This window comes from Streptomyces sp. SID13726, assembly GCF_010548375.1.
Lineage (GTDB): Bacteria > Actinomycetota > Actinomycetes > Streptomycetales > Streptomycetaceae > Streptomyces.
In genome coordinates this window covers 322,006-334,914 of sequence record NZ_JAAGLY010000006.1, presented here as the reverse complement: position 1 = coordinate 334,914, position 12,909 = coordinate 322,006, and the positions used below count along the sequence as shown (strand labels likewise).

Sequence of the window (12,909 nt, the reverse complement as noted above, 5' to 3'; positions counted from 1 at the left end):
TCTTAACCGGCGTACGTCGTGAAGTGCGCCGGTGTGTGGTCGATCGGCAGGTCCGGGCGCCAGGCGGTGAGGCCCTGGGCGCTGCATACGAACAGGCCCTCGGGGAGCCGGTCCAGGGCGAACCAGCGCCAGTCGCCGACGCGTTCGCCGGGCTGGTCAGAGGGCTCACCCCGCCAGGCGGTGACCTGGGTGGCCACGGTCATCCGGACCACGCCGTCGACGTCGTCGAGGAGCGTGCCCAGCAGGCGTACGTCGGACAGGGCGGCCTCGATCCCGGTCTCCTCGCGGAGTTCGCGCACCACCGTCTCCTCCAGCGACTCGCCCGGCTCGACCGTGCCGCCGGGCAGCTCCCAGGTGCCGCGCCGGTGCCGGCCGAGGAGCAGTCCGTGCGGGCCGTACAGGATGGCGCCGACACCGAGCGCGGCGTGCGGCACCGGGCCCCGGGCGGTGCGCGGGCGTGCGGAGACCCGGACCGGCCGGGTGGCCCGGAAGATCCGGTACGAGGCGTGGTTGCCCTCCTCCGGTGCGTCGAGGACGTCGATCCCCTCGACCCGCAGTCCCTGCTCGCCGAGCAGGTCGGTCCAGAGCTCCGGTGTCAGCACCCACATGCGCACGACGGCCTCCCCGCCCCCGGCGAACCGCAGGATCTCGGGCCGGGACTCGACGACCGGCGAGGGGCCGTCACCGCGGGAGTTGGTGTGCAGCACGGTGAAACACAGCGTCCCGCCGGGGCGGAGCGCGGTGGCGAGGGCGGGCAGCAGCACTCGGGGGTCGATGTACGGCAGCCCGTTGACGGAGTAGACGACGTCGTACGGCTCCGCGGCGGCGAGGTGCTCGACGGCGTCGGCCCTGATCAGGCGCAGGCCGGGGAGGGAGCCGTAGCGGGCGCGGGCGCGTTCGTGCTGGCCGGGGGAGGAGTCGACCGCGTCCACCGAGGCGCCGTGGGCCCGGACGAGGTGCGCCGCGTGCCGGGCCGGACCGCAGCCGAGGTCCAGGACGCGCCGCCCGGCGAGGTCACCGAGGATCTCGGCGCCGGGGCCGATGCCGCGCAGCCCCCAGTCGAACCGCTCCAGCTCCGGCAGCACCGTGCCGCGCCGCAGATGGTGCTCGCCGTAGGCGTGCCAGGCCTCGGCGTTCACGGAGTTGGGGTCGACGGGTCGCGTGGTCAACGTGCCTCCCAGGGGTGGTGGTCACGGAACTCTATGCGGGCGCCGACGGGTCCTCCGGCGGTCACGAGCAGCGCCCTTTGCCGTCGCGCATCTTGACGTGTACTTGACGGAGTGGCTTCTATGGGAGCGCTCCCATAGCCCTTCCGACTGCCTCACCCACCCCTGGAGTCGCAGTGAGAAGAACAGGAAAGAGCCCCTTGGTCACGCTCCTGGCCCGGCTGGCCGCCCTCGTCGGGCTGGTGCTGCTCGGTGCCCTCTGCCCCGGCACGGCCCAGGCCGCCCAGGAGCCCGGCACCCAGGCCACCGGTCTGCACATCAGCAACGGCCGGCTGGTCGAGGGCAACGGCAACGACTTCGTGATGCGGGGCGTCAACCACGCCCACACCTGGTACCCCAACGAGCTGGGCTCGCTGGCCGACATCAAGGCGCAGGGCGCCAACACCGTCCGGGTGGTCCTCGCCGACGGCCACCGCTGGACCGCCAACAGCGCCTCGGACGTGGCCAATGTGATCGCGCAGTGCAAGGCCAACCGGCTGATCTGCGTCCTGGAGGTGCACGACACCACCGGCTACGGCGAGGACACCGCCGCAGGCACCCTCGACCAGGCCGCCGACTACTGGATCGGCCTGAAGAGCGTGCTCGCCGGCCAAGAGGACTACATCGTCATCAACATCGGCAACGAGCCCTGGGGCAACACCGATCCGGCCGGCTGGACCGCCCCGACGATCGCCGCGATCCAGAAACTGCGCAACGCCGGTTTCCAGCACACGATCATGGTGGACGCGCCCAACTGGGGCCAGGACTGGCAGCAGGTCATGCGCACCAACGCCCAGGCCGTGTACGCCGCCGACACCACCGGCAACCTCATCTTCTCGATCCACATGTACAGCGTCTTCGACACCGCCGCCGAGATCACCGACTACCTGAACGCCTTCGTGAACGCCGAACTGCCCATCCTCATAGGCGAGTTCGGCGGCCCCGCCGACCAGTGGGGCGATCCCGACGAGGACACCATGATGGCCACCGCCGAACAGCTCGACATCGGCTACCTGGCCTGGTCCTGGAGCGGCAACACCGACCCGATCCTCGACCTGGTGCTCAACTTCGACCCGGCGCAGATGACTTCATGGGGCAAGCGGATCTTCAACGGCGTCAACGGCATCGCGCAGACCGCGAAGGAGGCGACCGTCTTCGGCGGCGGCTCCGGCGACACCCAGGCCCCGACCGCGCCCGGAACCCCGACCGCCTCGGCGGTGACGGCCACCTCGGCGCAACTGTCCTGGACCGCCTCCACCGACAACGTCGGCGTCGCCGGATACGACGTCGTCCGCGTCAGCGGCGGCACCGAGACCACGGTCGCGGCCGCCACGGGAAACTTGGTGACCGTGACCGGGCTGACCGCGAACACGGCGTACTCCTTTGCCGTTTACGCCCGTGACGCCGCCGGGAACCGCTCGGCGCGCTCGGCCGCGGTGAGCGTCACCACCACCGCCACGCCCGCCGGGAGCTGCTCGGTCGGCTACCGCGTGGTCGGCGACTGGCCCGGCGGTTTCCAGGGCGAGATCGCCCTCCGCAACACCGGCACGGCCGCCGTCACCGGCTGGAAACTCGGCTTCGCCTTCGCCGACGGACAGACCGTCTCCAACATGTGGGGCGGGACCGCCGCGCAGAGCGGTGGCGCGGTGACCGTCACCCCGGCCTCCTACACCAACACCATCCCCGCCGGAGGGTCCGTCACCGTCGGCTTCATCGGCACCAAGGGCACCGCGAACACCGCGCCCGCCGCCTTCACTCTCAACGGGGCTTCCTGCGTGAACGGTTGATGACCCCTAGGTATCAGGTCAACTGTCCCGGACTCTTGACTCGGAACGCGCTCACTCGCGATCCTCGACGCACATATTGCGCCGGTCATGACAATCCCAAGGGCAGTCCAAGTGCCCTCGGCCGACGGCGCCCTCCCGCCGACCGAGGGACGTGGGCCATGGCTGGACGCTCCTGCCGCAGACGCAAGAACATCACCGTCGTCTCCGTGCTCTTCCTGGTGCTGGCCACCATCCTCGGCCCCACGCCGAGTTCGGCGGCCACCGACTGGTGGACACCGACGGCCCGGCCCACCCCCGACGCCCAGATCAACGTCACCGGAGCGCCGTTCACCGGCACCGACGCGGCGGGCAAGGTACGGGGGTTCGTCGACGCCCACAACCACCTCTTCTCCAACGAGGCCTTCGGCGGACGGCTGATCTGCGGCAAGGTGTTCTCCGAGTCCGGAGTCGCCGACGCGCTCAAGGACTGCCCCGAGCACTACCCCGACGGCAGCCTCGCGCTCTTCGACTACATCACCCACGGCGGCGACGGCAAGCACGACCCGGTCGGCTGGCCCACCTTCAAGGACTGGCCGGCGTACGACTCGATGACCCATCAGGCCAACTACTACGCCTGGGTCGAGCGGGCCTGGCGCGGTGGCCAGCGGGTGCTCGTCAACGACCTCGTGACCAACGGGATGATCTGCTCCATCTACCCGTTCAAGGACCGCAGTTGTGACGAGATGACCTCGATCCGCCTCCAGGCCAAGCTCACTTACGACCTCCAGGCCTTCATCGACAAGATGTACGGCGGCACCGGCAAGGGCTGGTTCCGGATCGTCACCGACAGCACGCAGGCCCGACAGGTCATCGAACAGGGCAAGTTGGCGGTCGTCCTCGGTGTCGAGACCTCCGAGCCGTTCGGCTGCAAGCAGATCCTCGACATCGGCCAGTGCAGCAAGGCCGACATCGACAAGGGCCTCGACGAGCTGTACGGGCTCGGGGTGCGCTCGATGTTCCTGTGCCACAAGTTCGACAACGCCCTGTGCGGGGTCCGCTTCGACGAGGGCGGCCTCGGAACCGCCATCAACGTCGGCCAGTTCCTGTCCACCGGCACCTTCTGGCAGACCGAGACCTGCAAGGGCCCGCAGCACGACAACCCCATCGGCACGGCCGCCACGGAGGCCGAGGAGGACCTGCCGGACGGCGTCGAGGTGCCGTCGTACGACAAGAACGCGCAGTGCAACGTCCGGGGCCTCACCGATCTCGGTGAGTACGCCGTGCGCGGCATGATGAAACGCAAGATGATGCTCGAGATCGACCACATGAGCGTCAAGGCGACCGGGCAGGCCCTCGACATCTTCGAGGCCGCCAACTACCCGGGCGTCATCTCCTCGCACAGCTGGATGGACCTCAACTGGACCGAGCGCGTGTACTCGTTGGGCGGGTTCGTCGCCCAGTACATGCACGGCTCCGAAGGGTTCGCCGCCGAGGCGAAGCGCACCGACGCGCTGCGCGACAAGTACGGCGTCGGATACGGCTACGGCACCGACTTCAACGGCATCGGCGACCACCCCGCACCGCGCGGAGCGGACGCCGCGAACAAGGTGACGTACCCCTTCAAGAGCGTCGACGGCGGCTCGGTGATCGACAGGCAGACCTCCGGGCAGCGCACCTTCGACTTCAACACCGACGGGGCCGCCCATGTCGGGATGATCCCCGACTGGATCGAGGACATCCGGCTCGTCGGCGGGCAGGACGTGGTCGACGACCTGTTCCGGGGCGCCGAGTCCTACCTCGGCACCTGGGGCTCGACGGAGCGGCACCAGGCGTCCGTGAACCTCGCCGACGGGCGTACAGCGACGGCGAGTTCGTCGGAGTCCAACCCGTTCACCAGCTATCAGCCGGGGCGGGCCGTGGACGGCGACGACTCCAGCCGCTGGGCCAGTGACTGGAGCGACGACCAGTGGTGGCAGGTCGACCTGGGCTCCACCAACCTGGTCTCCAAGGTGACGCTCGACTGGGAGCGGGCGTACGGGAAGTCGTACCGGATCGAGCTGTCGACCGACGGTTCGAACTGGACGACCGCCTGGTCCACCACCTCCGGCGACGGCGGTCTCGACACCGCCAAGTTCGCGGGGACACCGGCCCGTTACGTCCGCGTCCACGGTCTCGACCGGGGCACCGACTGGGGATACTCGCTCTACGAGGTCGGCGTGCACAGCGGCTGATCGCATCGACAGCGCAGGGAAGCGGGGGACGAGCATGGCGCGCATGCCGTCGGCGGAGCGGCGCAGACAGCTGACGGAAGCGGCGATCAGGGCGATGGCCCGGGACGGCGTCTCGAAGACGACGACCCGGTCCATCGCCGCCGAGGCCGGCGTGTCCCTCAGCGTCTTCCACTACTGCTTCGACTCCAAGCAGGCCCTGATCGAGGCCGTGATCACCACGCTCACCGATCACTCGGTGAGCGTGGTGCAGGAGGCGCTGCGGCCCAGGGGCACCCTGGAGGAGACCGTCGCCGCCGGGTTCCGGGCGTACTGGGACCACGTCCGCGCCCACCCCGAGGCGCACATGCTCACCTACGAGCTCACCCAGTACGCGCTGCGCGAGCCCGGGTTCGAGCACCTGGCCAGACGCCAGTACGAGCTGTACGGCGAGGCGTACGCCGAGCTGATCGAGCAGCTGCGCAAGGACATGGAGCTGGAGCTGAGGGTGCCCGTCTCCGTCCTGGCCCGCTATCTCGCGGCCATGACCGACGGACTCACCCTGAACTACCTCGTCCTCGGCGACGCGGCCGCCTGGGCGGACATCCTCGACACGGTCACCGCGCACATCGCCGGCCTGGTGCGCTGAGACCGGTCAGGATTCGAGAAGCGCCGGTCCGGGGCCCTGGCTAGCGTGGCGGGCATGGACATCAGGATTCGGGCGGGCTTCCTCCCGCACCACGACCCGGAGGCCTCCCTGGCCTTCTACCGGGATGTGCTCGGCTTCGAGGTCCGCGGTGACGTCGGACGCGACGGCACGCGTCGGATCACGGTCGGCCCGGCGGACCAGCCCGGCACCGCGGTCGTCCTGCACCCGGCGGGCGACGATCCCGCGCTCCTGCTCACGACCCCCGACCTCGACGCCGTGTTCGAGCGGCTCCAGGCCCGCGCCGAGGTGATCCAGGAGCCGATCGAGCAGCCGTACGGCGTCCGGGACTGTGCCTTCCTCGACCCCGCGGGCAACACGATCCGCGTCCAGGAGCTGCGCTGAGACGCGTACGTCGACATAGTGTTCGAAGCTGTCGAAACGGGAGGACGCACCACCATGAGCAAGGCCACCAGGACCGGCGACCTGCACGCCGCTGACAGTCACGACCTGATCCGTGTGCACGGGGCGCGCGAGAACAACCTCAAGGACGTCAGCATCGAGATCCCGAAGCGCCGGCTCACGGTCTTCACCGGAGTCTCCGGCTCCGGCAAGAGCTCGCTGGTGTTCGACACCATCGCCGCCGAGTCGCAGCGGCTGATCAACGAGACCTACAGCGCCTTCGTGCAGGGCTTCATGCCGACCCTGGCCCGGCCCGAGGTCGACGTCCTGGACGGCCTGACCACCGCGATCACCGTCGACCAGCAGCGCCTCGGCGGCGACCCGCGCTCCACGGTCGGCACCGTCACCGACACCAACGCGATGCTCCGCATCCTCTTCAGCAGACTCGGCACCCCGCACATCGGCTCGCCCAAGGCGTTCTCCTTCAACGTGGCCTCCATCAGCGGGGCGGGCGCGGTGACCATGGAGCGCGGCGGGCAGACCGTGAAGGAGCGCCGCAGCTTCAGCATCGTCGGCGGCATGTGCCCGCGCTGCGAGGGCCGGGGCAGCGTCAACGACGTCGACCTCACCCAGCTCTACGACGACTCCAAGTCGCTCAACGAGGGCGCGCTGACCATCCCCGGCTACAAGGCCGGCGGCTGGGGCTACCGGCTCTACAGCGAGTCCGGCTTCTACGACCCGGACAAGCCGATCCGCAAGTACACCAAGCGCGAGCTCCAGGACTTCCTGTACCGCGAGCCGACCCGGATGAAGATCGCGGGCATCAACATGACCTACGAGGGTCTGATCCCGCGCATCCAGAAGTCGATGCTCGCCAAGGACCGCGAGTCGATGCAGCCGCACATCCGGGAGTTCGTGGACCGCGCGGTCACCTTCACGACCTGTCCCGAGTGCGACGGCACCCGGCTCAACGAGGGCGCCCGGTCCTCGAAGATCAAGAAGATCAGCATCGCCGACGCCTGCGCGATGCAGATCAGCGACCTGGCCGAATGGGTCCGTGACTTGAACGAGCCCTCGGTCGGGCCGCTGCTGACGGCGCTGGGGGAGACCCTCGACTCCTTCGTGGAGATCGGGCTCGGCTATCTCTCCCTCGACCGTCCCTCGGGCACCCTGTCCGGCGGCGAGGCCCAGCGCACCAAGATGATCCGCCATCTCGGCTCCTCGCTCACCGACGTCACCTACGTCTTCGACGAGCCCACCATCGGGCTGCACCCGCATGACATCCAGCGCATGAACAGCCTGCTGCTGCGCCTGCGGGACAAGGGCAACACGGTCCTGGTCGTGGAGCACAAGCCGGAGACGATCACGATCGCCGACCACGTCGTCGACCTCGGCCCCGGCGCCGGTACCGCGGGCGGCTCGGTCTGCTTCGAGGGCACCGTCGGGGGGCTGCGGAAGAGCGACACCGTCACCGGGCGCCACTTCGACGACCGGTCAGGACTCAAGGACACGGTCCGCAAGGCGACCGGCGCACTGGAGATCCGCGGGGCGTCCACGCACAACCTCCAGGGTGTCGACGTCGACATCCCGCTGGGCGTGCTGACCGTGATCACCGGGGTCGCCGGGTCCGGCAAGAGCTCGCTGGTGCACGGGTCGATCCCGGTCACGGAGGGGGTCGTCTCCGTCGACCAGGGCGCCATCCGCGGATCGAGGCGCAGCAACCCGGCGACGTACACCGGACTGCTCGAACCGATCCGCAAGGCGTTCGCGAAGGCCAACGGCGTGAAGCCGGCGCTGTTCAGCGCCAACTCCGAGGGTGCGTGCCCCACCTGCAACGGGGCCGGAGTCGTCTACACCGACCTCGCGATGATGGCCGGGGTCGCGACCACGTGCGAGGAGTGCGAGGGGAAGCGGTTCCAGGCCTCGGTGCTGGAGTACCACCTCGGCGGGCGGGACATCAGCGAGGTGCTCGCGATGCCGGTGACGGAGGCCGAGGAGTTCTTCGGCACGGGCGAGGCGGGTACCCCGGCCGCACACCGGATCCTCCAGCGGCTCTCGGACGTCGGGCTCGGCTATCTCACCCTGGGCCAGCCGCTCACCACCCTGTCCGGCGGCGAGCGGCAGCGGCTGAAGCTGGCGACCCACATGGGCGACAAGGGCGGCGTCTACATCCTCGACGAGCCGACGACCGGGCTCCACCTCGCCGACGTCGAACAGCTCCTCGCGCTGCTCGACCGGCTCGTCGACTCCGGCAAGTCCGTCATCGTCGTCGAGCACCACCAGGCGGTCATGGCCCACGCCGACTGGATCATCGACCTCGGCCCGGGTGCGGGGCACGACGGTGGCCGGATCGTCTTCGAGGGGACACCGGCGGAACTCGTCGCGGCGGGGTCGACGGTGACCGCGGAGCACCTGGCGGCGTACGTCGGCGCCTGACCGGCGGCCCGCTGCTCGTCGTACGGCCCGCCGTCCGTACGGCCCGCTCCGCGTGGCCCGCCGGGCGTGACGTGTCGCGTACGGCCCCCTGCGCATCGCCCGCTCCGGCCCGGCCGGGGCGGGCGGTCGTGTTCTGATCCGGCCGAGTCGTTCCGGCCGGAGCCGACCTCTTGACCCTCGCCGTCCCGCTCCCCGATGCTCGGTTGCGCATGACGAGTCGTGTGCCTGATTAGGCAACGAGTACTTCCCGTATCGAGGAGCAACCCATGGCTCATGAGGTCCGTGCCGTCATCGCCCGCTCCAAGGGCGCCCCCGTCTCCGTCGAGACGATCGTCGTCCCCGACCCGGGTCCGGGCGAGGCGCTGGTCGCGGTCGAGGCGTGCGGGGTCTGCCACACCGATCTGCACTACCGGGAGGGCGGGATCAGCGACGGGTTCCCCTTCCTGCTCGGACACGAGGCGGCCGGGCGCGTCGAAGCGGTCGGGGAGGGCGTCACCGGTGTCGCGCCGGGCGACTTCGTGATCCTCAACTGGCGCGCGGTGTGCGGGAACTGCCGGGCCTGCCGGCGCGGGCGGCCCTGGTACTGCTTCGACACCCACAACGCCACGCAGCCGATGACCCTGCTCGACGGCACCCCGCTCGCCCCCGCGCTCGGCATCGGGGCCTTCGCCGAGAAGACGCTGGTCGCCGCCGGGCAGTGCACCAAGGTGGACCCGGCGGCCCCCGCGACCGCCGCCGGACTGCTCGGCTGCGGTGTCATGGCCGGTTTCGGCGCGGCCGTGAACACCGGTGCCGTCGGCCGCGGTGACTCCGTCGCCGTCATCGGCTGCGGCGGGGTCGGCATGGCGGCCGTCGCGGGGGCGAGGCTCGCCGGGGCGGCCAAGGTCATCGCCGTCGACGTCGACCCGCGCAAGCTGGAGCGGGCCCTCGGCATGGGCGCCACCCATGTCGTCGACGGCTCCACGGCGGACGTGGTGGAAGCGGTGCGGGAACTGACCGGCGGCTTCGGCGCCGACGTCGTCGTCGAGGCGGTCGGCCGCCCGGAGACGTACGAGCAGGCCTTCTATGCCCGCGACCTCGCCGGCACGGTCGTCCTGGTCGGTGTGCCCACCCCGGAGATGAAGCTCGAACTGCCGCTGCTCGACGTCTTCGGCCGCGGCGGCGCCCTCAAGTCCTCCTGGTACGGCGACTGTCTGCCCTCCCGGGACTTCCCGGCCCTCGTCGACCTCTATCTGTCGGGACGCTTCGACCTGGACGCGTTCGTCTCCGAGACCATCGGCCTAGGGGACGTGGAGAAGGCGTTCGAGAAGATGCACCGCGGTGAGGTGCTGCGCTCCGTCGTGGTGCTGTGAGAAGCCGCCCGGTGTTGTTCATCGCGCAGAGTGTTGTGTGTGACGCAACACCGATTCATGGCCGCGTCCGCCCTCTGGACTCCTTGACAAGGGTTTGCGGGCGCCCCCAAACTGACGTTGCGTTCACCGCAATCCGTTTCGCTATACGCACCGAGGTGTCATGATGATTCCCGCGTGCCGTCTCGTGGACCTGCCCCGAGGCGAGGCCTACCGGCTCGACATCGATCCGCCGGTATCGGTGTTCCACACCGACGACGGCGAGGTCTTCGCCATCGACGACACCTGCACCCATCAGGACGCCTCGCTCGCCGACGGCTGGCTGGAGGGCTGCGAGGTCGAATGCCCGCTGCACGCCTCGAAGTTCGACCTGCGCACGGGAGCCGTCGACGCCCCGCCGGCCAAGCGCCCGGTGCGCACGCACGAGGTCCACGTCGAGGACGGCATGATCTACGTCCGGCTCTCCACGGACGCCCCCAACCTGCCGCCCTGCGTCGCGGCCCGGCTCGCCGGGGGTCCCGCGTGAGGACGGTGGCCGTCGTCGGCGCCTCGCTGGCCGGACTGTCGGCGGCGCGCTCACTGCGCAGGCAGGGGTACGACGGACGGCTCGTCGTCATCGGCGACGAACTCCACCGCCCGTACGACAGGCCGCCGTTGTCCAAGGAGTTCCTCGCCGGGACCCTGGGCGAGACCGACCTCGCGCTGGAGTCCGACGACGAGGACCTGCGGGCCGAGTGGCTGCTGGGCACCCGGGCCGTCGGTCTCGACGGCCCGCGGCACGCCGTACGGCTCGCCGACGGCAGCGAGGTCCGGGCGGACGGCGTCGTCATCGCGACCGGCGCCGCCGCCCGCACCCTCCCCGGCACCGCGGGCCTGGCCGGGGTGCACACCCTGCGCACCCTGGACGACGCCCGCGCGCTGCGGGACGAACTCGCCCTCGGGGGACGGCTGGTGGTGATCGGCGGCGGGTTCGTCGGCGCCGAGGTCGCCTCCACCGCGTACGCCCTCGGACTCGACGTGACGGTCGTGGAAGCGGCCCCGACCCCGCTGGCCGGGCCGCTCGGCGCGACCATGGGCGCCGTCGTCTCCGCGCTCCACGCCGACCACGGCGTACGGCTGCTGTGCGGTGTCGGCGTCAAGGGGCTCGGCGGTGAGCGCCGGGTCGACGCCGTCCTGCTGGAGGACGGCCGCAGCGTCCCCGCCGACCTCGTGGTCGTGGGCGTCGGCGCCCGCCCGTGCGTCGACTGGCTCACCGGCTCCGGACTCGCGCTCACCGACGGCGTCGAGTGCGGCGCCGACGGCCGCACCGGCCTGCCCGGCGTGGTCGCGGTCGGCGACTGCGCCTCCTGGTACGACCCGCGCGCGGGCCTGCACCGCCGCGTCGAGCACTGGACCGGCGCCCGGGAGCGACCCGACGCCGCCGTGGCCGCGCTGCTGGCGGGGGGTGCGGCACAGCCGGGGCTGCCCAGGCCGCCGTACTTCTGGTCGGACCAGTACGGCGTCAAGATCCAGTTCGCCGGTCACGCGGCCGGCGCCGACAGCGTGGCCGTCGAGGAGGGCGCCCCGGACGACCGCAACGTCCTGGCCGTCTACCGGCGTGCCGGACATCCCGTCGCCGTGCTCGGGATGAACCAGCCGCGCCTGTTCACACGGTGGCGCAAGCAGCTCGCCACCGCGGCCTGACCCGCACCACGACGTCCGGAGTCACTCCTCCCGGCGTGCGCATCACCGGTCCCCCCGACGTTCCCCGAGGAGTGCACTGTGACCTCGACCAGCCTGCCGGACAGCCTGATCGCCACCCTCCCCGGCTCCTCCTACACGGATCCCGGGATCTTCGCCCAGGAGCAGGAGCGCATCTTCGAAGCGATGTGGTTCTGCGCCGTCCGCGCCGCCGACCTGCCGCGGCCCGGTGCCTTCCGGACCGTGGCGGTGGGCCGCGAGAGCATCCTGATCACGCGGGCGCGGGACGGCTCGGTCCGCGCGTTCTTCAATGTGTGCCGGCACCGGGGCGCCAAGCTGTGCACCGAGGAGTCCGGCGAGGTCAAGCGGGCCTTCCAATGCCCGTACCACGCCTGGACGTACGACCTGACGGGCAAGCTGGTCGCGGCGCCCAACCTGACCAAGATGCCCGACGTGGGCCGCACCGAGTACGGCCTGGCCGGCGTGGCGGTGCGGGAGTGGCTGGGTTATGTGTGGGTGTGCCTGGCCGAGGACCCCCCGCCCTTCGACGAGGTCGTGCGGGACGTGGTCGACCGGCTGGGCGACACCGAGTCGATCGAGCGCTACGACATCGACAACCTCCAGGTCGGCCGGCGGATCGTCTACGACGTCAAGGCCAACTGGAAGCTCATCATCGAGAACTTCATGGAGTGCTACCACTGCGCGACGATCCACCCCGAACTGACCGAGGTGCTCCCGGAGTTCGCCGACGGATACGCGGCGCAGTACTACGTGGGCCACGGCGCCGAGTTCGGCGAGGACGTGCGGGGCTTCACGATCGACGGCTCGGAGGGCCTCGACCGCATCCCGGGGGTCTCGGAGGAACAGGACCGCCGCTACTACGCGATCACCGTGCGGCCGCAGGTGTTCGTGAACCTGGTGCCGGACCATGTGATCTTCCACCGGATGTACCCGCTCGCCGTGGACCGCACGGTCGTCGAGTGCGACTGGCTGTATCTGCCGCACGTGGTGGAGAGCGGCAAGGACGTCAGCCGGTCGGTGGAGCTCTTCGACCGGGTCAACCGCCAGGACTTCGACGCCTGCGAGCGCACCCAGCCCGGGATGAGTTCACGCCTGTACGCCAAGGGCGGTGTCCTGGTGCCCAGTGAGCATCACATCGGGGAGTTCCACGACTGGGTCCAGACGCGGCTGGGGGCTCGGCCCAGGTAGCCCGCCGGG

Annotated in this window: 10 protein-coding genes; 9 read left to right on the top strand and 1 reads right to left on the bottom strand. The window is 70.5% G+C overall.

What is annotated here, in order from left to right; translation table 11 throughout:
- Positions 1-2: 2 nt before the first annotated feature.
- Complete coding sequence (locus tag G3I78_RS18615) at positions 3-1,169, bottom strand: bifunctional class I SAM-dependent methyltransferase/NUDIX hydrolase (RefSeq protein ID WP_164425841.1); 1,167 nt, start codon at positions 1,167-1,169, stop codon at positions 3-5.
- A gap of 197 nt (positions 1,170-1,366) precedes the next feature.
- Between G3I78_RS18615 and G3I78_RS18610 the strand changes: the two genes are divergently transcribed.
- The 9 genes from G3I78_RS18610 (at position 1,367) to G3I78_RS18570 (ending at position 12,900) form a co-directional block, all read left to right on the top strand.
- Complete coding sequence (locus G3I78_RS18610; RefSeq protein WP_239157903.1) at positions 1,367-2,992, top strand: cellulase family glycosylhydrolase; 1,626 nt, start codon at positions 1,367-1,369, stop codon at positions 2,990-2,992.
- 158 nt (positions 2,993-3,150) lie between these two features.
- Complete coding sequence (locus G3I78_RS18605; RefSeq protein ID WP_164425837.1) at positions 3,151-5,202, top strand: discoidin domain-containing protein; 2,052 nt, start codon at positions 3,151-3,153, stop codon at positions 5,200-5,202.
- Positions 5,203-5,236: 34 nt separating this feature from the next.
- On the top strand, positions 5,237-5,827 hold the full coding sequence (locus G3I78_RS18600) for a TetR/AcrR family transcriptional regulator (protein WP_164425836.1): 591 nt from the start codon (positions 5,237-5,239) through the stop codon (positions 5,825-5,827).
- A 54-nt stretch (positions 5,828-5,881) separates the two neighbouring features.
- Positions 5,882-6,229 carry a VOC family protein gene (locus G3I78_RS18595; protein ID WP_164425835.1) on the top strand — a complete coding sequence of 116 codons (348 nt, stop codon included), beginning with the start codon at positions 5,882-5,884 and terminating at the stop codon, positions 6,227-6,229.
- A gap of 54 nt (positions 6,230-6,283) precedes the next feature.
- The gene (locus tag G3I78_RS18590) at positions 6,284-8,662 is read left to right on the top strand and encodes an excinuclease ABC subunit UvrA (RefSeq protein ID WP_164425834.1); all 2,379 of its coding nucleotides are present in this window, start codon (positions 6,284-6,286) and stop codon (positions 8,660-8,662) included.
- A 266-nt stretch (positions 8,663-8,928) separates the two neighbouring features.
- Positions 8,929-10,014: an S-(hydroxymethyl)mycothiol dehydrogenase gene (locus G3I78_RS18585; protein WP_164425833.1), complete on the top strand. Its 1,086-nt coding sequence runs from the start codon at positions 8,929-8,931 to the stop codon at positions 10,012-10,014.
- 160 nt (positions 10,015-10,174) lie between these two features.
- On the top strand, positions 10,175-10,537 hold the full coding sequence (locus G3I78_RS18580; protein WP_164425832.1) for a bifunctional 3-phenylpropionate/cinnamic acid dioxygenase ferredoxin subunit: 363 nt from the start codon (positions 10,175-10,177) through the stop codon (positions 10,535-10,537).
- On the top strand, positions 10,534-11,694 hold the full coding sequence (locus tag G3I78_RS18575) for an FAD-dependent oxidoreductase (protein ID WP_164425831.1): 1,161 nt from the start codon (positions 10,534-10,536) through the stop codon (positions 11,692-11,694). Before G3I78_RS18580 ends, G3I78_RS18575 begins: the two co-directional genes overlap by 4 nt.
- Before the next feature lie 78 nt (positions 11,695-11,772).
- Complete coding sequence (locus G3I78_RS18570) at positions 11,773-12,900, top strand: aromatic ring-hydroxylating dioxygenase subunit alpha (RefSeq protein ID WP_164425830.1); 1,128 nt, start codon at positions 11,773-11,775, stop codon at positions 12,898-12,900.
- Positions 12,901-12,909 lie beyond the last annotated feature (9 nt).

Excerpts from the sequence above, each read along its gene's own strand:
- G3I78_RS18605 (WP_164425837.1), top strand. The coding sequence starts at position 3,151 with ATGGCTGGACGCTCCTGCCGCAGACGCAAGAACATCACCGTCGTCTCC.
- G3I78_RS18600 (WP_164425836.1), top strand. The coding sequence starts at position 5,237 with ATGGCGCGCATGCCGTCGGCGGAGCGGCGCAGACAGCTGACGGAAGCG.
- G3I78_RS18595 (WP_164425835.1), top strand. The coding sequence starts at position 5,882 with ATGGACATCAGGATTCGGGCGGGCTTCCTCCCGCACCACGACCCGGAG.
- G3I78_RS18590 (WP_164425834.1), top strand. The coding sequence starts at position 6,284 with ATGAGCAAGGCCACCAGGACCGGCGACCTGCACGCCGCTGACAGTCAC.
- G3I78_RS18585 (WP_164425833.1), top strand. The coding sequence starts at position 8,929 with ATGGCTCATGAGGTCCGTGCCGTCATCGCCCGCTCCAAGGGCGCCCCC.
- G3I78_RS18580 (WP_164425832.1), top strand. The coding sequence starts at position 10,175 with ATGATGATTCCCGCGTGCCGTCTCGTGGACCTGCCCCGAGGCGAGGCC.